Origin of the sequence: Roseibium sp., assembly GCF_965276855.1 — a bacterium.
In the GTDB taxonomy this organism is placed as follows: domain Bacteria; phylum Pseudomonadota; class Alphaproteobacteria; order Rhizobiales; family Stappiaceae; genus Roseibium.
In genome coordinates this window covers 246518-268486 of sequence record NZ_OZ255700.1, presented here as the reverse complement: position 1 = coordinate 268486, position 21969 = coordinate 246518, and the positions used below count along the sequence as shown (strand labels likewise).

The window sequence follows — 21969 nt, the reverse complement described above, 5'->3', positions numbered from 1 at the left end:
TGCGGCGGATCAAGTCCCGGGCCCGTCAGGCCTTGTCCGCAGTGCCGTCAGATTTTGGGTCTTCGGCCAGGTCGACTTCCTGTTCGATCTGCAAAAGTGCGCGGGCGAATTGCGCAAACAACGCCACAAACACCCCGACGCCGACAAACAAATAAAGCACCGTGAACAGCCTGCCGGCAACGCTCTGCGGCGCAAGATCGCTAACGCCGACGGTCGCCAGCGTCATGGCGCTGAAATAGAGCGCATCGACCCAGCCCCAACCCTCGACGGTTTTATAGAACACCGTTCCGGAGAACAGGATGAGCCCGGCGAGCAGAAAGCCGGAGCGGAAATGCGGCCGGTTCCACGACCGCAAAATGGCTTTCAGCAAACGAACCAGTGTGAGCACGGTCGACAGCATTTCAATGTCCTCCAGTTTCTGAGGTATGGGAACAGAAGTGCGCATTGATATCCTGAAACGTGGATTACGCTACGTAAGTTATTGATAATAATATATAAATAATTCCTGCGCATCTTTAGGCAATTCGAATCTTGATAACCAAGGTCGAATGCCAGTTCGTTTTCTGGCGTGTATCGATGCCAGCGGGAAGTTCGCATGTTTGATCAGTGCAGCCACATCCGGAGACAGTTGCAGTCAGGTTTTCCGGCAACCTGCCGCCAAGACCAAACAGCGGGGGGAGGGCTGAGCAAGCTCGCAAACGAGGTAATCAACTTCAACAGAATTCAGATCAAACACCTGCGGAGTAAGTAAGTGTAATATATTAAAAGTAGAAATATGAAATTTCACACAAAATAATTGCATAATCTAATCAGGAATATACCTCTATGGAAAAAACGCCTTTGACCGCTGCCCGGAGTGGCAGGGTTGCCTATGTGTTTGACACATCAGTTAGCAGTTATCAGTCTCTCGTTTCCGGGGTCAGCCAGCCGGCGGATGTCATCCTGATTGACGGTTTCGGTGATGGTATTCAAAAGCTTGCAAGCCGTCTTTCCGGCCTTACAGAAATTGAAGAGCTGCATATTCTCTCCCATGGCCGCGACGGCGCGCTGGTGCTGGGCAATGCGGTTCTAACAAACGACACGCTTTGCGAGTACACCGCCGAGCTGATGACGCTCAATCGTGCCCTCAGCAACTCCGCCGACATTCTGCTCTATGGTTGTGAAATTGCAAAAACGGACAAGGGCGCCGCATTTGTTGCTGCTTTTGCCAAGGCCACCGGTGCAAACATCGCCGCCTCGCGCACACTCACCGGCGCAGCCGATCTCGGCGGTGATTGGGATCTCGACGAACAAGTTGGTCAGATAACAACGCTAAACATACAACGTCTGGATTTTGATGGTGTACTTGGCGCCGATGTGGAGCTTCCGGATAGTCTGGCGGGCAGCCCATATACATTTGACGGCATCACTTTTAACTCAAAGGTGGATGGCACTATTGCGACAACAGATGGTCGCAGCGCGCTCTATAACGGTGGCAATGCTGACCGGTATGAAATAACTGGGGTCACCGCAGGTACTACCTTATACGTGTACATGGGGAACTCCTCAACGCTTGATGATTTTGTTCAAATCGGCCGTCCCACCGGCCCCGGTACCGCTGAAGTTGTCACTCAAAATGACGATGGCGGAGATGGCGAGCGAAGTTATGATTCGTATTTCTCCTGGGTCTATCAGGATGGAGATCAAATTCTCGCCTATCCACTCAGGGCAGGAGAAGTTGGCAGTTACTCCCTTTTCATTTCGGAAGGTACACTGAACGAAATTGCCCCACCTTCCTTCAGCAGCGCCACAGGTCAAATCGGGAGCTATGCGGACACGGCCGGGTCCGACACCTTCGCGAATTCTATACATACACTGACTTCCGTTACAGCGAATTCGGTGTTTTCAGTGGACGCTGCCAATGGGAGTTCCACAACATCTCGGGCGGGCAACTACGGCACCTTGAATGTTGCGGCTGATGGCAGCGTTACCTATTCACCAGACGATACCAAGATCAATGCGCTTTCAGACGGGCAAAGCGTAACAGACACATTCACGGTAAATGTCTCCGATGGCATCATGAAAGGCTCAGAGACACTCACCATCAGCATCACAGGCGCAAATGACCGGCCAACATTGACTGCATTAGCGGCCACAGTGGATAGCGGCCAAAAAAGTGAAGAAATTGAAATCTCGTTCGCGGAGCTCGCCAGTCAAGGCAACGAACAGGATGTGGATGGGTCAGTAAACGCGTTTGTTGTTCAAACTGTGAGCTCCGGAATTCTCAAGATCGGGACAAGCTCGGCGACAGCGACCGCTTGGGAAGCGGGTGTTAACGACGTCGTTGATGCCACCAACAAAGCCTATTGGACATCTGCCGTAGATCAGTCCGGCACGCTTGACGCGTTTACCGTTGTTGCGCGGGACAACGGCAATGCCGTTTCACTCACGGCTGTAAAAGTTACTGTAGCCGTCAATGCTGCGCCAGAATTCGCCAACCTAGACGGTGATGCCCCCTCAGGCACACTCAATACCGCTATCGCCTTCGATGCCGGCGGCGATGCGACGGTGACCGATCCGGACGATGCGGACTTGAACGGCGGCACGCTGACCATCACCCGCACCGGTACGTTGGAGGGCAATTTTGCCCTGAACGATGCCAATGCCTCATCAGACGGCGACGGGACAATCGCTGCCGGTCAAACAATTGCTGTTGGTGGAACCAACATCGGGACTGTCACCACGGACGGACAGGGCAGCAACAATCTGGTCATCACGTTCAATTCAGCTGATGCGACGCCAGTGCGAATTCAAACGCTCCTTCAGGCCTTGACCTACCAGAGTAGCGAAACCGCGGACCATGGATTTGCCGTTACTCTGTCAGATGGGGATGGCGGTACCTCTGCCAATACGGCTGTTACGCTCAGAGTTTCTGTGCCTTCGACTGGTGGCGGAACGGTGAACCCGGTTACGGTGGTGACGGAAGAAGACAATTCCGGGGCAACACCGGAGACCAAGACCACGGTGACAACCAACGGCAGCGGTTCCGGTTCGGCGGCAATTGTCGAAAACTCCAACAACAACGGCAATGTGGTGACCGCGACCTTACCAGCCAGCACGACACTCACGGTCACCGGTCCGAATACGGCGCAATCGGGATCAGATGCCGTTACCTCATTGGTGACGGCGGTGGAGAGTCGCGATTCGACGGCTGAAACGGAGTTGATAACTGGGGCGCAGGCCTTCTTAAACACGCTGGCGCAAACCACGACGCTGGACGTTCGTACTGTTGTGCCGACGACAAGTCAGACCAGCCTGTCGGACCCGATTGCCATTACCGGAACGTCCGCGACTGGCGGTTCGACCCAGTCGGAAGCTTTTGTGATCGATACGCGTTCGCTGCCGGGCAGGGCACAGCTGCAGCTCAACAACATCGAGTTTGCCACGATCGTTGGTGAGGCCAAGGTTACCGGCGGCTCGGGCCAGAACTATGTTGTGGGAGACGACAACCGTCAGGTTATCATTCTGGGTGCGGAAGATGACCAGCTCTATGGCGGCGGCGGCGACGACACCGTCGGCAGCGCCGGCGGAAACGACCAGATCTTCGGTGAAGCGGGCAATGATCTTCTCTTCGGCGGTGCCGGCAACGATGCTCTCAATGGCGGTGCAAACCGGGATGCCGCGCTTTACGGCGCAACCCGGGACGGCGTTAAACTGTCTGGAACACGGGGCGCGGTGACGGCGGTCGATGCCGGCGGAACCGATACACTGACCGGCGTCGAGCTGGTTGTCTTTGCCGGTGAAAACGCGAGCGGCAAAGACCGGGTGACCGTGTTACTCCAGGATACCGTACCCGTTGACGGGCAATACGGCTTCAATGAAGCGGCCTATCTGAGTTCGTATCAGGATGTCGCAGATGCTTTTGCCGCCGGTGTATTTGAGAGCGGGGCCGCACATTATGCGATGTTTGGTCAAGGCGAGGGACGGGCGGCTGATCTTGTGTTTGATGCTCAGTTCTATTTGGCCGACAATCCAGATGTTGCCGCGGCGGTGGCGGCTGGCGTCTTTGCCTCAGCCTCCGAACATTACGAGATGTTCGGCTACAAGGAAAACCGGTCGCTCAATCCTTTGTTTGACAGCGCATACTACCTCACTCAGAATGAGGACGTTACCAGCGCGGTCAGTTCCGGCGCCTTTGAAAGCGCCTATCACCACTTCGTCTTGTTCGGCGATCAGGAGGGGCGGGCTGCGTCGGCGTTTTTCGATACCGCATCTTACCGGGTCGAGCAGGGGCTCAGCAGCGATGTGAACGCCCTCGAGCACTTCCTGTTGATTGGCTTGCCTCAGGGCATGACGGCGCCGACTGCCGCTGATTTCACATCTGAAGGGCTAGCATAAGAGCTTCTGAGCCCGGCCGGAGCCACCGGTCGGGCAACCGTTGTTCGGCCTCAAGGCCCGGTACGCCGGTACCAGTTTCCCCAATCTGAACCTGCACGTTGCCTATTCGGTTCTGAACGACGCAGATGCGGCGGGATTGTTTGATTGCCCGCTGTTGAACGGTTCTGTTTCTCCGGCCGTGATCAGGTTGCGGAATACGGCCTCCCGATTTTTCCAGAAGCGGTCTTGCGACTTTCCCTTAAGGTATTGAATCGCAGGATAAAAAATCGCCTCCTGATCAGGCCGCGATGCCCAGGAATTTGGTTGGGCAACAAGAGTTGTCCACAACCTGAATGCTGTGGGCGCGCTTTGAAGTTGGCGCAAACAGGGCGCTTTTAAAAAAACGACATAATTGTCCGCTCACAGTGCTTGACTTCATCTCTCAGCCGCCGTAAATCAGCGCCACTTCGCGACGACATCACGTCGCCGCGCGAAGCGGGTGTAGCTCAGTTGGTTAGAGTGCCGGCCTGTCACGCCGGAGGTCGCGGGTTCGAGCCCCGTCACTCGCGCCACTTTCCCTTCCAGGGTTTGTGGCGCATATATACCGTGAATGTGCGGGTGTAGCTCAGTTGGTTAGAGTGCCGGCCTGTCACGCCGGAGGTCGCGGGTTCGAGCCCCGTCACTCGCGCCACTCACGGTTCCCGATTTTTTCTCAAAAATCCAGATGTGGCTGAGGCTTGCGCCGCCGGTGAACGGTGAGGTCGTTCGGCGTTTTGCGCATTTATGATCAGGCCTATGAAGCTGGGCTGAGCGCCTGCGTTGGCCAAATCAATCAACTGCGATTCTCGAGACGTTTCGGACAACTCGGGGTGCACGGCCAATTTGCCGCGCCGGTTGTGCAGAGAAAATCCCGCCCTTCAAACCCGCCGAATTATGCGCTTTGTAGCGTTCTGTTATGGATTTGGTTTAAATATGGCAATAGCTTGACCAGGGTAAGGTCTTGCGTTGCAGCAACACGTGGGCTAAGCGTGCGCTCGCATGTTGGATTAGTGAAAAGCCGACGGGCCACGCATGACCTGATGGTGCTATCCGGTGCAGGACAGGGCAGGGCTGCGGTACGGATCGCCTCCCGGTCCGCCTCCAAATGCAAGGACGCGAAAACATGGAAGAACTTCTGCGGGAATATGTCCCGATCGTCGTTTTTATCGGCATTGCGCTGGTCATTGGCCTTGCGCTGCTGATCTCGCCCTTCCTGCTTGCCTACAAGAACCCGGATCCGGAAAAGCTGTCCGCCTATGAGTGCGGATTCAACGCTTTTGACGATGCCCGGATGAAATTCGACATCCGCTTTTATCTGGTGGCGATCCTCTTCATCATTTTTGATCTGGAAGTGGCGTTCCTGTTTCCGTGGGCGGTCTCCTTCGGGGAGCTTGGCTGGTACGGCTATGGCTCGATGATGGTGTTCCTTGGCGTCCTGACGGTCGGATTTATCTACGAATGGAAAAAAGGAGCGCTGGAATGGGATTGACCACTGCCAAGCCGCTCATCGCGGAGCAGCCAAAAGGCATCATCGACCCGAATACCGGAAAGCCGGTTGGCGCGGACGACCCGTTTTTCCTGGAAGTCAACGACGAGCTGGCCGACAAGGGCTTTCTCGTCACCTCCACGGACAACCTGATTCAGTGGGCCCGCACAGGCTCCTTGATGTGGATGACGTTCGGTCTGGCATGCTGCGCCGTTGAGATGATGCAAATGTCCATGCCGCGCTATGACGCTGAGCGGTTTGGTTTTGCACCGCGCGCATCCCCGCGTCAGTCGGATGTGATGATTGTTGCCGGGACGCTCACCAACAAGATGGCACCGGCCTTGCGCAAGGTCTACGACCAGATGCCGGAACCGCGGTACGTCATCTCCATGGGCTCCTGCGCCAATGGTGGCGGCTACTACCACTATTCTTATTCGGTGGTGCGTGGATGTGACCGGGTTGTTCCAGTCGACATTTACGTTCCGGGGTGTCCTCCGACGGCCGAAGCGCTGCTTTATGGTGTCTTGATGCTGCAAAAGAAGATCCGCCGCACAGGCACGATTGAACGTTGATTGCATTCGCCGCTTTGAAGAGCGGCGGAGTTGAGGGAAGAGGGCCGAGCCGGCCCGAAATGAGAGCTCCGAAGGAGTGAGGTCGAACATGGACGAAACGTTGAAGGAACTCGCCGAGCACATCGAGCTCGGTTTGTCAGAGTCCCTCGTGTCCTGGAAGGTCGAATACGGCGAGCTCACACTGGTCGTGAATGCGTCCGACATTCTTGATGTGGTGCGGTATCTTCGCGACAACGCCTCCTGCAAGTTCGTCAACCTGACGGACATTTGCGGCGTTGACTATCCGGCGCGCGAGAAACGTTTTGACGTTGTGTACCACTTCCTGTCCCCCTTCCAGAACCAGCGTATTCGCGTGAAGCTCGAAACAGACGATGTGACACCGGTCGCGTCTCTGACGTCTCTGTTTCCGGGAGCAGAATGGTTTGAACGGGAAGCCTACGATATGTACGGCATCTTGTTCTCCGGCCATCCGGACCTGCGCCGGATCTTGACGGATTACGGCTTCGACGGTCATCCGCTGCGCAAGGATTTCCCTGTTACCGGGTTTGTCGAAGTCCGCTATGACGACGAAAAGAAACGCGTTGTTTATGAGCCGGTTCGCCTGAACCAGGAAATGCGCACCTTCGATTTCCTCTCGCCATGGGAAGGCACGGACTATGTGCTGCCAGGCGATGAAAAAGCAACGACGAATTAAGGCGGATCCCGATGGCTGAGGCTCAGGTTCGTAACTTCAACATCAACTTCGGTCCGCAGCACCCGGCGGCGCACGGCGTGTTGCGTCTGGTGCTGGAGCTGGACGGCGAGGTTGTCACGCGCGTCGACCCGCATATCGGTCTTTTGCACCGCGGCACAGAAAAGCTGATTGAGCAGAAGACTTACCTTCAGGCCGTTCCGTACTTTGACCGCCTCGATTACGTGGCACCGATGAACCAGGAACATGCGTTTGCCCTGGCTGTTGAGCGCATGCTTGGGATCGAAGTGCCTAAGCGCGGGCAGCTGGTGCGTGTGCTTTATTCGGAAATCGGACGGATCCTGTCGCATCTCTTGAATGTAACCACACAGGCGATGGACGTTGGCGCGTTGACACCGCCGCTCTGGGGCTTTGAGCCACGTGAAGAGCTGATGGTTTTCTATGAGCGTGCCTGCGGCGCGCGGATGCACGCCGCCTATGTGCGCCCGGGCGGTGTTCATCAGGACTTGCCGCGCGATCTTCTGGATGACATCTGGGACTTCTGTGATCCGTTCCTGCAGACGCTGGACGATATCGAAGGCCTTTTGACCGACAACCGCATCTTCAAGCAGCGGAACGTCGACATCGGCGTCGTCGATCTGGACGACGCCTGGGCATGGGGTTTCTCCGGTGTCATGGTCCGGGGCTCTGGTGCGCCTTGGGATCTGCGCAAGTCGCAGCCTTATGAGTGCTATTCCGAACTCGACTTCGACATTCCGATCGGCAAAAACGGCGACTGCTATGACCGTTATCTGATCCGTATGGATGAAATGCGCCAGTCGATTCGGATCATGAAGCAGTGCCTGGAGAAGCTTACGGTGGAAACCGGTCCGGTATCGTCTGCTGACGGGAAGATCGTTCCGCCCAAGCGTGGTGAAATGAAGCGCTCGATGGAATCGTTGATCCACCACTTCAAGCTCTACACCGAAGGTTATCACGTGCCTCCGGGCGAGGTTTATGCGGCTGTGGAAGCGCCGAAGGGCGAATTCGGCGTTTATCTTGTGGCTGACGGCACCAACAAGCCGTACCGCTGCAAGATCAAGGCACCGGGCTATGCTCACCTTTCAGCAATGGATTTCGTCTGCCGCGGCCACCAGCTCGCCGACGTATCGGCTGTGCTTGGTTCCATGGACATCGTCTTCGGTGAGGTTGACCGCTAGATCATGAGCATGCTGGGCAACCCAATTTCTGTGGACTGGAAAAGCGGTGCGGCGTCGGGCGCGTCGCTGATCGAGCGGGCCGGCTTGGGAGCCATGAGCGCGGCCGCGCGGGCGCTCGCTCCGTTGGACAGTCTCGGGTTTTCCCATGCCGCTATGATTTTGCGGAAGCTTCTGCCGAGCCGGCGGCCGGTATGCCTTGTTCTCGATCAAGATGCTCTGTTTACGTTCCCGTATGGAGACGCCTACTGGAGCCGCCTGCTTAGAGCTGGAGGGCTCTATGAGGAGGAAATTGAGAATCTGCTCCTTGCCCTAAAAGATGTTGACTACGTCTTCATCGATTGCGGTGCGAATTACGGCTATTGGTCGGTCAAGGTTACCAGCGAGCGCTTTGGTGGCAAACCTGCGGTCGCCGTCGAACTTGATCCGGACAGTTTCGCGCAGCTGCAAACCAATGCCGCTGTTAATAATGGCCGGTTCGCCTGTATGAACAGGGCCGTTTATGACAGGGACGGGGAAGTCCTGGACGTATACGGAGCAAAACACGAAGCGCGGTCTGTAGCGGCGGATGAAACCAGTGCGATTTCGGTGGCACGGGTGGAATCAGTAACGCTCGGGCGTATTGTGGCCGAAGCTGGCTTCGGGGCGGAACAGTTTATCGTTTTGAAACTCGATGTTGAAGGCGTCGAGATCAAGGTCCTGCAGGGGGCAAATGACCTGTTGGAAAAAGACCTTCTGATCATTTACGAAGAGCACGGCAATGATCCGGACCACACCGTGTCCGCTTTTTTGGTGAAGGAGTGCGGGATGCGACTCTTTGGCCACGACGGTGACAGTTTCTTTGAGCTTGGGGCGGTGTCAGATCTGAACGGTTTGAAGACCAACCGCCGCAAGGGTTACGATTTTTTTGCGACGCGAAGCCGTTTCTGGCTGGATAAGCTCGTAGGCCTTGGGGCCTTGCAAGCACCAGCACAGCCGGCTGGCGTGGCCGTTGTGCAGTAGACGGGGATAACCTCATGGCAGTTCGCAGGCTTGCGGCGGAACAACCAGACAGCTTTGAGTTCACCGGGGAAAACCTCGGCTGGGCAAAGAAGCTGATCGACCGCTATCCCGCCGGCCGTCAAGCGTCCGCGGTTATTCCGCTGTTGTGGCGCGCGCAGGAACAAAACGACGGCTGGGTGAGTGAACCGGCGATCCGCTACATTGCAGATCTTCTGGACATGCCGAACATCCGCGTCCTGGAAGTGGCCACCTTCTATACAATGTTCCAGCTTCAGCCGGTCGGCAAGAAGGCGCATATTCAGGTGTGCGGCACGACACCCTGCCAGCTGCGCGGCTCGGAAGATCTAATCAAGATTTGTAAATCCCGCATTGCCAAGCACATGCACGAGATCTCCGAGGACGGCATGTTCTCCTGGGAAGAAGTCGAGTGCCTGGGGGCCTGCGTGAACGCGCCGATGGTGCAGATTTTCAAGGACACCTATGAAGATCTGACCGAAGAGAGCTTCAACAAGCTTCTGGACGATATTGAAGCCGGGAACGAAGTGACGCCAGGTCCGCAGAACGGACGCCGGTTCTCCATGGCCGAAGGCGGACAGACCAGCTTGACGGAAATCGACGACACCTCGAAGGGCACCTTGCCAGTCCCGCATGTCATCGATGGGTCTGAAAAGGCATCCCACCATTTTGCCGGGGCGGCCATAAACACCGGTGGAAACGACTATGACGGTGTGCCGACACCTGCCGAAGACGCTGTTGCCAAGGTAAAGGCAGCATTCGCGGCAAAAGCCGAAGCGCCAGTCGATGCTCCGGCTGAGAAAAAAGCGGACGCGCCGAAAAAGGCTGCACCGAAAAAGACGGCTGCCAAAACAGCTGACAAGGTTGAAAAAGCTGCTGAAAAGGCCAGCGAACCGGCACCGGTATCCAAGGTCAAGCCGGAAGCGAAGGTCGAAGCTGCTGAAACGGTTTCTGAAAAGGCACCGGAAACCTTGAAGGAAGCCCGCGACGGCAAACCCGATGACCTGAAAAAGCTCAAGGGTGTTGGGCCGAAGCTGGAAGCGACGCTGCATGAGCTCGGTTTCTTCCACTTTGATCAAGTCGCAAGCTGGGGACCGGAAGAGGTTGCCTGGGTCGACAGCCGGCTGAAGTTCAAGGGGCGCATCGAGCGTGACGGCTGGATTGAGCAGGCCAAATTGCTTGCGTCCGGCGGAGAGACCGAATTTTCCAAGCGTGTGGAAGCAGGCGAAGTCGCTTCCTCCAAGAGCGAAGACTAAGGGGAAGAGATGCTTCAGGATAAGGATCGTATCTTCACCAACATCTACGGCCTTCACGACTGGGGTCTGGAAGGCGCGAAGAAACGCGGCCAGTGGGACAACACCAAGGCGTTGCTCGACAAGGGCCGCGACTGGATCATCCAGGAAATGAAGGACAGCGGTCTCAGAGGCCGTGGCGGTGCGGGGTTCCCGACTGGCCTGAAATGGTCTTTCATGCCCAAAGAATCTGACGGCCGCCCGGCGTATCTCGTCGTCAATGCCGACGAATCTGAGCCGGGCACATGTAAAGACCGTGAAATCCTGCGCCACGATCCGCACACGCTGGTCGAGGGCTGCCTGGTCGCCGGTTTCGCCATGGGGGCGATCGCGGCTTACATTTACGTGCGTGGCGAATTCATCCGTGAGCGCGAGCGCCTGCAGGCAGCGATCGATCAGGCATATGACGCCGGTCTGATCGGAAAGAACAACAAGAACGGCTACGATTTCGACATCTATGTTCACCATGGCGCAGGTGCTTACATCTGCGGTGAGGAAACAGCTTTGCTGGAGAGCCTGGAAGGCAAGAAGGGCCAGCCGCGCCTGAAGCCGCCGTTCCCGGCAAACGTTGGTCTGTACGGTTGCCCGACGACTGTGAACAACGTGGAATCGATTGCAGTTGCACCGACCATCCTTCGCCGCGGCGGCGGTTGGTTCGCGAGCCTTGGCCGTCCGAACAACACCGGCACGAAGCTCTTCTGCGTCTCTGGTCACGTCAACCAGCCGGCGACCTTTGAAGAAGAGCTCGGCGTTCCATTCTCTGAGATGATCGACAAACATTGCGGTGGCATTCGCGGTGGTTGGGACAATCTCCTGGCGGTTATTCCCGGCGGATCTTCGGTCCCGTGCTGTACGGCTGAGGAGATTAAAGACGCTCCGATGGATTTCGACACATTGCGCGGCATGGGCTCCGGCCTCGGCACCGCTGCGGTGATCGTCATGGACAAGTCGACAGACATCATCAAGGCGATTGCCCGCCTCAGCTACTTCTACAAGCACGAGAGCTGCGGCCAGTGCACGCCCTGCCGGGAAGGCACAGGTTGGATGTGGCGTGTGATGGAACGCATGGTGAAGGGCGAGAGCTCCTATGAAGAGATCGACATGCTCTTCAAGGTCACCAAGCAGGTCGAAGGCCATACAATTTGTGCTCTTGGAGATGCGGCTGCTTGGCCGATCCAGGGCTTGATCAAGAATTTCCGGCCGGTCATCGAGCAACGCATCGACGACTATGTCGCCAAGTCGAGAACGTCTTCGACCATGGTGGCGGCTGAGTAAGCGGAACGGAATTTGGAGAGCAGCGGATGACGAAGCTCATCATCGACGGCAATGAGGTAGACGTCCCGGCGGACTACACCCTGCTTCAGGCTTGTGAAGAGGCAGGTGCCGAGGTTCCGCGGTTTTGTTACCACGACCGCCTGTCGATTGCCGGCAATTGCCGCATGTGTCTGGTGGAAGTAAAGGGCGGACCGCCCAAGCCTACAGCGTCTTGCGCGATGGGCGTGAAGGACCTGCGTCCGGGACCGAACGGCGAGCCGCCGGTCGTTGAAACCAAATCCGAAATGGTCAAGAAGGCCCGCGAAGGGGTGATGGAGTTCCTGCTCATCAACCACCCGCTGGACTGCCCGATCTGCGATCAGGGCGGGGAGTGCGACCTTCAAGATCAGGCGATGGCCTATGGTGTCGACACCACGCGGTTCGATGAGAACAAGCGTGCGGTTGAGAACAAGGAAATCGGCCCGCTCATCAAGACGATCATGACCCGCTGCATTCACTGCACGCGCTGTGTCCGCTTCACCACGGAAGTTGCAGGTGTGTCGGACATGGGCCTGATTGGCCGCGGGGAAGATGCGGAAATCACCACCTATCTGGAAGCGGCGCTGTCCTCAGAAATGCAGGGCAACGTGGCCGATCTCTGCCCGGTTGGTGCGCTGACGCACAAGCCTTACGAGTTCCACGCCCGTCCTTGGGAGCTGACCAAGACCGAAAGCATCGACGTTATGGATGCGCTTGGTTCGGCTATTCGCGTTGACACACGCGGCAAGGAAGTCATGCGCGTGATGCCGCGGCTCAATGAAGAGATCAACGAAGAGTGGATCTCCGACAAGTCCCGCTACATTTGGGACGGGTTGAAGACACAGCGTCTTGATCGCCCGTATGCGAAGATCGACGGCAAACTACAGCCGGTTTCCTGGTCTCAGGCGTTCCAGATCATTGCCGACAAAGTCAAAGCGACATCCGCTGAAAAGGTGGGTGCGCTCGCCGGACAGCTCGCCGGTGTTGAAGACATGTTTGCGCTTAAGAGCCTGATGGAAAAGATCGGCTCCGCCAACCTCGACAGCCGGTTCCCGGGTTCACCGTTGCATCCGTCGAATGGCCGGGCGAGCTATCTCTTTAACTCCACCATTCAAGGCATTGAAGAAGCAGATGCCATCTTGCTTATCGGCACCAACCCGCGCGTTGAGGCACCGGTTCTGAACGCCCGGATCCGCAAACGTTGGGCACAGGGAGATCTGACCGTTGGTGTGATCGGCGAAAATGCTGATCTGACTTACCCGGTCACTTATCTTGGGGCCGGTCCGGACAGCATCAAGGAATTCGTCAAACACGCACCGGCCAAGGCCAAAAAGCCAATGTTCATCATTGGGCAGGGCGCTTTGAACCGGGCCGATGGCGCAGCTGTTCTGGCAAACCTGGCGGCAGCCGCAAAATCCCTTGGTGTGATCAAGGACGGTTGGAACGGCTTCAATATTCTTCACACCGAAGCTTCCCAGGTCGGGGCGCTCGATATAGGGTTTGTCCCAGGCGACGGCGGCAAGGACACGGGCGGCATGCTGGAAAGCGGCGCGTTGGATGTTCTCTTCCTGCTCGGCGTTGATGAGATTGAAGTTCCGGAAGGCGCGTTTGTGGTTTACCAGGGCACGCATGGTGATCGCGGAGCACACCGTGCCGACGTGATCTTGCCGGGCGCAGCTTACACCGAAAAATCCGCCATCTACGTGAATACGGAAGGCCGTGTTCAAATGGCGGACCGCGCTGGCTTCCCTCCGGGAGATGCGCGCGAGGACTGGGCAATCCTTCGGGCCTTATCAGCGGTTCTTGGTCAGGCTTTGGAATTTGATTCCCTGCCGCAACTGCGCTCCAAGCTCTTTGAAGCCGTTCCGCATATGGCAGCGATCGATTCCATCGAAGCCGGCGATTCTACGGATGTTGAGAAGCTGTCCAATGGCAAAGCCAAAATGGACAGCGCCGGGTTTGCAAACGTGATCCGGGACTTTTATTTGACCAACCCGATCGCACGCGCCTCCAAAGTGATGGCCGAGTGTTCGGCGCTCGCGAAAACGCGTGCCGCAGAAGCTGCGGAATAAGGGGTAGGGGACTGAAATGGCTGAGTTCATGACCACCTACGGCTGGCCGTTCCTCTGGATGGTATTCCAGAGCGTTCTGTTGCTTGTCGTGCTTTTGGTGATCGTCGCCTACGTGCTTTATGCGGACCGCAAGATCTGGGCGGCTGTTCAGATCCGCCGTGGCCCGAACGTTGTCGGGCCCTGGGGACTTCTCCAGAGTTTTGCCGATCTTCTGAAGTTTGTTTTGAAAGAGCCGGTGATCCCGTCGGGGTCTAACAAGGTTCTGTTCCTGCTGGCGCCGCTGGTGTCCGTGCTACTTGCCCTGGTAGCCTGGTCAGTCATTCCGGTGGACTATGGCTGGGTGATTGCGAACATCAACGTAGGTGTGCTGTTTGTCTTCGCCGTATCTTCCTTGGAAGTTTATGGTGTGATCATCGGCGGTTGGGCGTCCAACTCCAAGTACCCGTTCCTGTCAGCCCTCCGGTCCGCAGCGCAGATGGTGTCTTACGAAGTCTCCATCGGTTTCGTCATCGTCACGGTTCTTTTGTGCGCAGGCACCTTGAACCTGACCGGTATCGTTCTGGCGCAAGAAACCGGCCTCGCGGACATGCTGGGCGTGCCGTGGCTTAATATTCTGAACTGGTACTGGCTGCCGCTGTTCCCGATGTTCGTGGTGTTCTTCGTGTCGGCATTGGCTGAAACGAACCGGCCGCCATTCGATTTGGCGGAAGCAGAATCAGAACTGGTCGCCGGCTTCATGGTGGAATACGGCTCCACACCGTACATGATGTTCATGCTCGGCGAGTATGTCGCGATCTGCCTGATGTGCGCTCTGATGACCATTTTCTTCATGGGTGGATGGCTGCCGCCGTTTGACTTCGCACCGTTCACTTGGGTGCCGGGCGTCATCTGGTTCATCCTGAAGTGTCTGCTCTGCTTCTTCATGTTCGCCATGGTCAAGGCGATGGTCCCGCGCTACCGCTATGACCAGCTGATGCGTCTTGGCTGGAAAGTGTTCCTGCCGCTGTCGCTCGCCATGGTGTTTGTGGTCGCAACAGTCCTGATGATCACAGGCTGGGCGCCGGGCGCGGCGTAAGGGGACGGTCTATGGACGTGTCGCTCCCCGGAGTGATCGGAGCAGCAGTTGGACTTTATGTCGGCTGGCTCGATTGGAAGATCCTGAAGGGCATCCTTCAGGCGGCGGAGACGAAAAACAGACAAGCTGGCGGCGACGGTGGTGTCGTTGCCAGATACCGGGCACCAATCGGTGCACTGATTTTTGGTATTCCGGTGATCGGCTTTCCGATTGTCGGCTATTGGGCCGCCAGCCTGCTGGCTGGCTGAGGTAAAGAGAGGCTAACGCGATGGTTGGACAAACCGTCAAATCGCTGTTTCTGCAAGAGTTCGTATCGGCATTCTTCTTGGCGATGCGCTACTTCTTCAAACCGAAGCCAACGGTCAATTATCCGTTCGAGAAGGGCCCGGTAAGCCCGCGGTTCCGCGGTGAGCATGCGTTGCGCCGCTATCCGAACGGGGAAGAACGCTGCATTGCCTGCAAGCTGTGCGAAGCGATCTGTCCGGCTCAGGCGATCACCATTGAAGCAGGCCCACGCCGCAACGATGGCACCCGCCGCACGACCCGCTACGACATCGACATGGTGAAATGCATCTATTGCGGCTTCTGCCAGGAAGCGTGCCCTGTGGATGCAATCGTTGAGGGTCCAAACTTCGAATTCGCCACCGAAACCCGCGAAGAGCTCTACTATGACAAGGAAAAGCTGCTTGCGAACGGTGACCGTTGGGAGCGTGAGATCGCTCGAAACATTGAAATGGATGCTCCTTACCGTTAGGAGCTAACCGCACACTCCAAGTTCTGCCTGGCAATCCGGCCGGGCCCCGCATTTTCTGGCCGAACGGCCACACGACAGGCAGGTCTTTGAAATGATCCTGAAAGCCCTCTTTTTCTACCTGTTTGCAGGCGTCACGGTGGCGTCGGCATTCATGGTGATCGCGGCCCGGAATCCGGTAACCTCGGTCTTGTTTCTGATCCTGGCCTTCGTGAATTCCGCAGGACTGTTCATTCTTCTTGGTGCTGAGTATCTTGCTCTGTTGCTGGTGGTGGTCTATGTCGGCGCGGTCGCCGTTCTGTTCCTTTTCGTCGTCATGATGCTGGACGTGGACTTTGTGGAACTGCGCCAGGGCTTCTTGCAGTATCTGCCGATAGGTGGCCTCGTCGGGTTGATTCTTCTTGTCGAGCTTCTGATGGGTCTCGGGGCGTGGGTCATTCTGCCGGAGTTGACGGCGAACACCGTGGAGCCGACACCGCCGCTGACCGAGATGACCAACATCGAGGCGCTCGGTTCGGTACTCTACACCAAGTACATCTATTTCTTCCAGGTTGCCGGTTTGATCCTGCTGGTGGCCATGATCGGCGCGATCGTTCTGACACTGCGCCACAAGCCGAATGTCAAACGTCAGGACATTCCGACCCAGGTTGGCCGCACACGCGAAGCCGCAGTTGAGGTCCGGAAGGTCGAAACGGGCAAGGGTATTTGACGCGAAACGTTCGCGTCGTTCGATAAGTCCTGCAACCGGCACGCTCCTCCGTGCGGTTCAGGGTTGGGGTAAATGAGGGGAGCACGGCGAGGCGCCCATGGAAATCGGTCTGTCGCACTATCTGTCGGTCGCGGCGATCCTGTTCGTGATCGGGATCTTCGGGATCTTTCTGAACAGGAAAAATGTGATTGTCATCTTGATGTCGGTTGAGCTGTTGCTGCTCGCCGTGAACATCAACTTCGTCGCCTTTTCGTCGTTCCTCGGCGATCTGATCGGGCAGGTCTTCACCATGCTCATTTTGACCGTCGCGGCTGCAGAAGCTGCGATCGGACTTGCAATCCTGGTGGTCTTCCACCGGAACCGCGGCTCTATCGCCGTGGAAGACGTCAACGTGATGAAAGGGTAGGGGCTGATGTACTACGCTACGATCCTGTTCCTGCCATTGATCGGATTTTTGATTGCCGGTCTTTTCGGCCGGTCAATCGGTGCCAAGGCATCCGAGTACATTACAAGTGGCCTGTTGATCCTGGCAGCGCTTCTGTCATGGGGGGCATTCATCGGGTTCTGGCTCGGCGGTTCCGAAGCCCAGGTTGTTCACCTGTTCCGCTGGATGAGTGCCGGCGATCTCAATGTCGCCTGGTCAATCCGCGTCGATACGCTGACAGCGGTCATGCTAGTCGTTGTTAACACGGTGTCAGCGCTGGTGCATGTCTATTCCATTGGCTACATGCACCACGATCCGCACCGCCCGCGCTTCTTTGCGTACCTGTCGCTCTTTACGTTCGCCATGCTGACGCTGGTGACCGCAGACAACCTGCTGCAAATGTTCTTCGGCTGGGAAGGCGTGGGTCTTGCGTCCTATCTGCTGATCGGCTTCTGGTACAAGAAACCGTCCGCCAATGCGGCGGCGATGAAGGCGTTTGTCGTCAACCGTGTCGGGGACTTCGGGTTTGCGCTCGGCATCTTTGGCGTCTTCTACCTGTTCGGCAGCATCGACTTCACAACGATCTTCAACGACGCCCCGTCCTTCATTGAAGAGCAGGGCGAAGTCATGAACTTTATGGGCTATCACCTTGATGCCCAGGCCGCGATGACAGTCATCTGTCTGCTCCTGTTCATGGGGGCAATGGGTAAGTCGGCGCAGTTCCTTCTGCACACCTGGCTGCCGGATGCGATGGAAGGCCCGACTCCAGTTTCTGCGCTCATCCACGCTGCGACCATGGTTACCGCGGGCGTCTTCATGGTGGCGCGCTTGTCGCCGCTGTTCGAGCTGTCCGATTTCGCCCTGGCCGTGATTGTGTTCTTCGGTGCGACCACTGCGTTCTTTGCCGCAACGGTGGGTCTTGTTCAAAACGACATCAAGCGTGTGATCGCGTACTCCACCTGTTCGCAGTTGGGATACATGTTCGTGGCACTCGGCATTGGAGCTTACTCCATCGCGGTGTTCCACCTGTTCACGCACGCGTTCTTCAAGGCGCTGTTGTTCCTGTGTGCAGGTTCGGTGATCCATGCCGTGTCCGACGAACAGGACATGCGTAAAATGGGCGGTCTTCGCAAACACATTCCGATCACCTATTGGACCATGATGCTGGGCACGCTGGCGCTGACCGGTGTCGGTATTCCGTTAACTCATATTGGTTTTGCCGGTTTCGTCTCAAAGGACGGCATCATCGAGGCCGCGTTTGCAGCTGGTGGCGGAGATCATCCGAACCCGATGGCGCTTTACGGCTTCTGGCTGACGGTGATCGCGGCTGGCCTGACGTCCTTCTATTCCTGGCGCCTGACCTTCATGACCTTCCACGGAAAACCGCGCGCTTCTGTTGATGTGATGAAACACGTTCATGAATCGCCACTGGTGATGACGGTGCCGCTGTTCGTCCTGTCCGTCGGCGCGGTTCTGGCCGGCGTGGTCTTCTACGGCCCGTTCTTCTACGACGAGGCGGCCTATGAAGCCTTCTGGGCGGGCTCCTTGCCGGCATTTGCCGACAGCCATGTCCTGCATGACATGCACTACGTTCCGACTTGGGTGCGTCTGTCGCCATTCGTCATGATGGCAGCCGGTCTGCTGGTGGCCTACCAGTTCTACATTCGCTCTCCGGAAATGCCGAAGCAGTTGGCCGAACGCCATTCGGCGCTGTACCAGTTCCTTTTGAACAAGTGGTATTTCGACGAACTCTACAATTTCATCTTTGTCCGTCCCGCAATGTGGCTTGGCCGCGTTCTTTGGAAGAAGGGCGATGGCACCGTGATCGACGGCTATGGGCCGAACGGGATCGCCGCGCGGGTGCAGGGTGTCACGACCTGGGTCGTTAAACTGCAAACCGGATATCTCTACCACTATGCATTTGCGATGCTGATCGGTGTGGCGGCCTTGATCACCTGGTCGATGTTCACCGGTGCGGGCACCGGCGGGGGTGCACACTAATGATTGACTGGCCAATTCTGTCACTCACGACATTCCTGCCTTTGCTGGGTGTTGTGTTCGTCCTGCTGGTGCCAGGCAATGACGACCACGCAAAGCGTCAGATGCGTATGGTGGCGCTTGTCACCACATCGATGACGTTTGTCCTCTCCCTGATGATCTGGGCCTATTTCGACTACTCGAACCCTGGGTTCCAGTTTGTCGAAGAGCGGGACTGGCTTGGCTCGAACATCACTTACAAGATGGGTGTCGACGGCATTTCGGTGCTCTTCGTCATCCTGACGACGTTCCTGATGCCGTTCTGTATCCTGGCGTCCTGGGAGAGCGTTCAAAAGCGCGTGCGCGAATACATGGTCGCGTTCCTGATCCTGGAAACGCTCATGATCGGCGTGTTCTGCGCACTCGACATCGTCGTCTTCTACGTCTTCTTCGAAGCTGGCCTTATCCCGATGTTCCTGATCATTGGGGTATGGGGCGGTGCACGGCGGGTCTACGCATCTTACAAGTTCTTCCTCTACACGCTGCTCGGATCGGTTTTGATGCTGGTCGCGATCATGGCGATGTACTGGACGGCCGGCACGACGGACATCCAGGAGCTTCTGGCCTATCCGTTCCCGGCGGAAATGCAGACCTGGCTCTGGATCGCGTTCTTTGCAAGCTTTGCAGTGAAAATGCCAATGTGGCCGGTGCATACCTGGTTGCCGGATGCCCACGTTGAGGCGCCGACAGCCGGATCCGTGATCCTGGCGGGTGTTCTTCTGAAACTCGGCGGGTACGGGTTCCTGAGATTCTCCCTGCCGATGTTCCCGCTTGCCTCCGATATGTTTGCACCACTGGTGTTCACACTGTCGGTGGTCGCGATCATCTACACGTCATTGGTTGCTCTGGCTCAGGAAGATATCAAGAAGCTGATCGCTTACTCATCGGTTGCCCATATGGGCTACGTGACCATGGGGATCTTCACCATGACGCCGCAGGGCGTGCAGGGTGGTATTTTCCAGATGCTCTCCCACGGCATCGTGTCCGGTGCGCTCTTCTTGTGCGTTGGGGTCATCTATGACCGGATGCACACCCGGGAAATCTCGGCCTACGGGGGCCTCGTCAACCGGATGCCGAAATATGCGGTCGCGTTCCTCATCTTCACGATGGCCAATGTCGGTTTGCCTGGCACTTCCGGCTTTGTCGGCGAAATTCTGGTTCTGATGGGAGCGTTCCAGGTCAACACATGGGTTGCCGTGTTCGCGACAACGGGCGTGATCCTGTCGGCGTGTTATGCGCTGTATCTCTACCGCCGGGTCGTGTTCGGCTCGCTGGATAAGGAAAGCCTCAAGTCGATCCTCGATCTGGATCTTCGCGAAAAGGTCATCCTGGTCCCGATGATCATTCTGACGATCTTCTTCGGTTTCTATCCGATGGCGATCCTGGATGTGACCCAAGGATCCGTCGATAACCTGATCAACCATTATACCGCGGCCCTTGAAGCTGCTGGGGTCACCCAGCATGCGGCCACGGCGCACTAAGAGTTTCGAGGGCGAGACAGAGCTATGTCAGACGTGACCCAACTGCCAGATCTCATGCCGGCCTTGCCGGAAATCATTCTGGCGATCGGAGCGATGGTGCTGTTGATGGTCGGTGCCTTCGGTGGCCGGAACATCAGCTATGCGGTCTTTGGTGGAGCGATGGGGCTTCTCGGCGGTACGTTCCTCGTGCTGCTATTGGTCCCAAGCTTCGGTGAAACATTCGGCGGTTCCTTCATCCTTGATGATTACGCCTACTTCTTGAAGCTGGTGGTCCTTGTCGGATCATTCTTTGCGATTGCCATGTCGTGGGCCTATGCGAAGAGCCAGTCGTTTGACCATTTTGAGTATCCGATCCTGATCGTTCTAGCGACGCTCGGCATGATGCTGATGCTGTCGGCAAACGATATGATTGCGCTCTACATGGGTCTCGAACTCCAGAGTTTGTCGCTCTACGTTGTGGCTGCGATCAACCGCGACAGTGTCCGGTCAACAGAAGCGGGTTTGAAGTATTTCGTGCTCGGTGCGCTGTCTTCCGGCATGCTGCTTTACGGTATGTCGCTGGTGTACGGTTTCACCGGCCAGATCTCCTTTGCAGCAATTGCCGAGCTGATCTCGCAAGAGGGGGCGTCCATCGGGCTGATCATTGGCTTGACCTTCATTCTTGCAGGTCTTGCTTTCAAGATCTCCGCCGTTCCATTCCACATGTGGACCCCGGACGTTTATGAAGGCGCACCAACTCCGGTGACTGCATTCTTCGCAGCGGCTCCGAAGGTTGCTGCCATGGGGATGCTGGTGCGGATCGTCATTGATGCGTTCCATCCGGTCACCAGCGATTGGCAACAGATCATCGTCTTCGTATCGATTGCCTCCATGGCGCTCGGCGCGTTCGCCGCAATTGGCCAGACCAATCTGAAACGCCTGATGGCCTATTCGTCCATCGGCCACATGGGCTATGCCCTGGTCGGTCTTGCGGCCGGCACGCAGACAGGTGTAGAGGGTGTGATCTTCTACATGGTCGCCTATCTCGGTATGACGCTTGGTGTGTTTGCCTGCATCTTGTCCATGCGCCGGAAGGACGGCATGGTGGAAGAGATCTCCGATCTTTCCGGTCTCTCCCAGACCAACCTGCCGATGGCAGTCATCCTGGGCTTGCTGATGTTCTCGCTCGCCGGCATTCCGCCGCTGATTGGCTTCTTCGGGAAGTGGTTTGTGTTTGCAGCTGCAGTCGAGGCTGGTCTCTATCCGCTGGCCGTGATCGGCGTGCTCGCATCCGTGGTGGGCTGTTACTACTACCTGCGCATCGTCAAGGTGATGTTCTTTGACGAGCCGGCCGAGGCCTTCCAGCCGATGCCGACCGAACTGAAGGTCGTCCTCGGCCTGTCCGGTGTGTTCGTGGTCTTTTTCTGGGTCATGCCTGGCCCGGTGGTAACGGCTGCAACCGCTGCGGCGCAGTCGTTGTTTTGATAAGCGGTTTGGCG

General features: G+C 57.0%; 18 protein-coding genes and 2 tRNA genes. 19 read left to right on the top strand and 1 reads right to left on the bottom strand.

Features of this window, described 5'->3' with window-relative positions; all coding sequences use genetic code 11:
• Positions 1-25 precede the first annotated feature (25 nt).
• Positions 26-445, bottom strand: a complete 420-nt coding sequence (locus ACQY4Z_RS01185) for a potassium channel family protein (protein ID WP_428525927.1) — start codon at positions 443-445, stop codon at positions 26-28.
• A gap of 380 nt (positions 446-825) precedes the next feature.
• Here ACQY4Z_RS01185 and ACQY4Z_RS01180 point away from each other — a divergent pair, with 380 nt between their 5' ends.
• The 19 genes from ACQY4Z_RS01180 (at position 826) to nuoN (ending at position 21955) form a co-directional block, all read left to right on the top strand.
• Positions 826-4377, top strand: a complete 3552-nt coding sequence (locus ACQY4Z_RS01180) for a DUF4347 domain-containing protein (protein WP_428525925.1) — start codon at positions 826-828, stop codon at positions 4375-4377.
• A 474-nt stretch (positions 4378-4851) separates the two neighbouring features.
• Positions 4852-4928 (top strand) — tRNA-Asp (locus ACQY4Z_RS01175).
• A 42-nt stretch (positions 4929-4970) separates the two neighbouring features.
• A tRNA-Asp gene (locus ACQY4Z_RS01170) sits at positions 4971-5047 on the top strand.
• A 471-nt stretch (positions 5048-5518) separates the two neighbouring features.
• Entirely contained in the window at positions 5519-5884 is a 366-nt protein-coding gene (locus ACQY4Z_RS01165) for an NADH-quinone oxidoreductase subunit A (protein WP_133950091.1), read from the top strand.
• Positions 5875-6453: a NuoB/complex I 20 kDa subunit family protein gene (locus ACQY4Z_RS01160; RefSeq protein WP_040451925.1), complete on the top strand. Its 579-nt coding sequence runs from the start codon at positions 5875-5877 to the stop codon at positions 6451-6453. Before ACQY4Z_RS01165 ends, ACQY4Z_RS01160 begins: the two co-directional genes overlap by 10 nt.
• An 88-nt stretch (positions 6454-6541) precedes the next feature.
• Positions 6542-7147: an NADH-quinone oxidoreductase subunit C gene (locus ACQY4Z_RS01155; protein WP_008196555.1), complete on the top strand. Its 606-nt coding sequence runs from the start codon at positions 6542-6544 to the stop codon at positions 7145-7147.
• Positions 7148-7158: 11 nt separating this feature from the next.
• Positions 7159-8343 carry an NADH-quinone oxidoreductase subunit D gene (locus ACQY4Z_RS01150; RefSeq protein WP_133950087.1) on the top strand — a complete coding sequence of 395 codons (1185 nt, stop codon included), beginning with the start codon at positions 7159-7161 and terminating at the stop codon, positions 8341-8343.
• Positions 8344-8346: 3 nt separating this feature from the next.
• Complete coding sequence (locus ACQY4Z_RS01145; protein ID WP_428525921.1) at positions 8347-9342, top strand: FkbM family methyltransferase; 996 nt, start codon at positions 8347-8349, stop codon at positions 9340-9342.
• Between the two features lie 14 nt (positions 9343-9356).
• Complete coding sequence (locus ACQY4Z_RS01140) at positions 9357-10613, top strand: NADH-quinone oxidoreductase subunit E (RefSeq protein WP_428525919.1); 1257 nt, start codon at positions 9357-9359, stop codon at positions 10611-10613.
• Between the two features lie 9 nt (positions 10614-10622).
• Positions 10623-11924: an NADH-quinone oxidoreductase subunit NuoF gene (gene nuoF / locus ACQY4Z_RS01135; RefSeq protein ID WP_428525917.1), complete on the top strand. Its 1302-nt coding sequence runs from the start codon at positions 10623-10625 to the stop codon at positions 11922-11924.
• Between the two features lie 26 nt (positions 11925-11950).
• Positions 11951-14014, top strand: a complete 2064-nt coding sequence (nuoG, locus tag ACQY4Z_RS01130) for an NADH-quinone oxidoreductase subunit NuoG (RefSeq protein ID WP_428525915.1) — start codon at positions 11951-11953, stop codon at positions 14012-14014.
• 16 nt (positions 14015-14030) lie between these two features.
• The gene (gene nuoH, locus ACQY4Z_RS01125; protein WP_133950079.1) at positions 14031-15089 is read left to right on the top strand and encodes an NADH-quinone oxidoreductase subunit NuoH; all 1059 of its coding nucleotides are present in this window, start codon (positions 14031-14033) and stop codon (positions 15087-15089) included.
• An 11-nt stretch (positions 15090-15100) separates the two neighbouring features.
• Positions 15101-15337 (top strand): hypothetical protein, encoded by a 237-nt coding sequence (locus tag ACQY4Z_RS01120; RefSeq protein WP_422024055.1) that lies wholly within the window; start codon positions 15101-15103, stop codon positions 15335-15337.
• A 20-nt stretch (positions 15338-15357) separates the two neighbouring features.
• Positions 15358-15843: an NADH-quinone oxidoreductase subunit NuoI gene (gene nuoI / locus ACQY4Z_RS01115; protein ID WP_008193406.1), complete on the top strand. Its 486-nt coding sequence runs from the start codon at positions 15358-15360 to the stop codon at positions 15841-15843.
• A gap of 91 nt (positions 15844-15934) precedes the next feature.
• The gene (locus tag ACQY4Z_RS01110) at positions 15935-16549 is read left to right on the top strand and encodes an NADH-quinone oxidoreductase subunit J (RefSeq protein ID WP_428525912.1); all 615 of its coding nucleotides are present in this window, start codon (positions 15935-15937) and stop codon (positions 16547-16549) included.
• Between the two features lie 97 nt (positions 16550-16646).
• The gene (gene nuoK / locus ACQY4Z_RS01105; RefSeq protein ID WP_008192836.1) at positions 16647-16955 is read left to right on the top strand and encodes an NADH-quinone oxidoreductase subunit NuoK; all 309 of its coding nucleotides are present in this window, start codon (positions 16647-16649) and stop codon (positions 16953-16955) included.
• Positions 16956-16961: 6 nt separating this feature from the next.
• Entirely contained in the window at positions 16962-18974 is a 2013-nt protein-coding gene (gene nuoL / locus ACQY4Z_RS01100) for an NADH-quinone oxidoreductase subunit L (protein WP_422024052.1), read from the top strand.
• Positions 18974-20491 (top strand): NADH-quinone oxidoreductase subunit M, encoded by a 1518-nt coding sequence (locus tag ACQY4Z_RS01095; protein WP_428525910.1) that lies wholly within the window; start codon positions 18974-18976, stop codon positions 20489-20491. Before nuoL ends, ACQY4Z_RS01095 begins: the two co-directional genes overlap by 1 nt.
• 24 nt (positions 20492-20515) lie before the next feature.
• Positions 20516-21955, top strand: coding sequence for an NADH-quinone oxidoreductase subunit NuoN (nuoN, locus tag ACQY4Z_RS01090; protein WP_420337782.1), 1440 nt, complete (start codon positions 20516-20518; stop codon positions 21953-21955).
• The last annotated feature ends 14 nt before the right edge of the window (positions 21956-21969 follow it).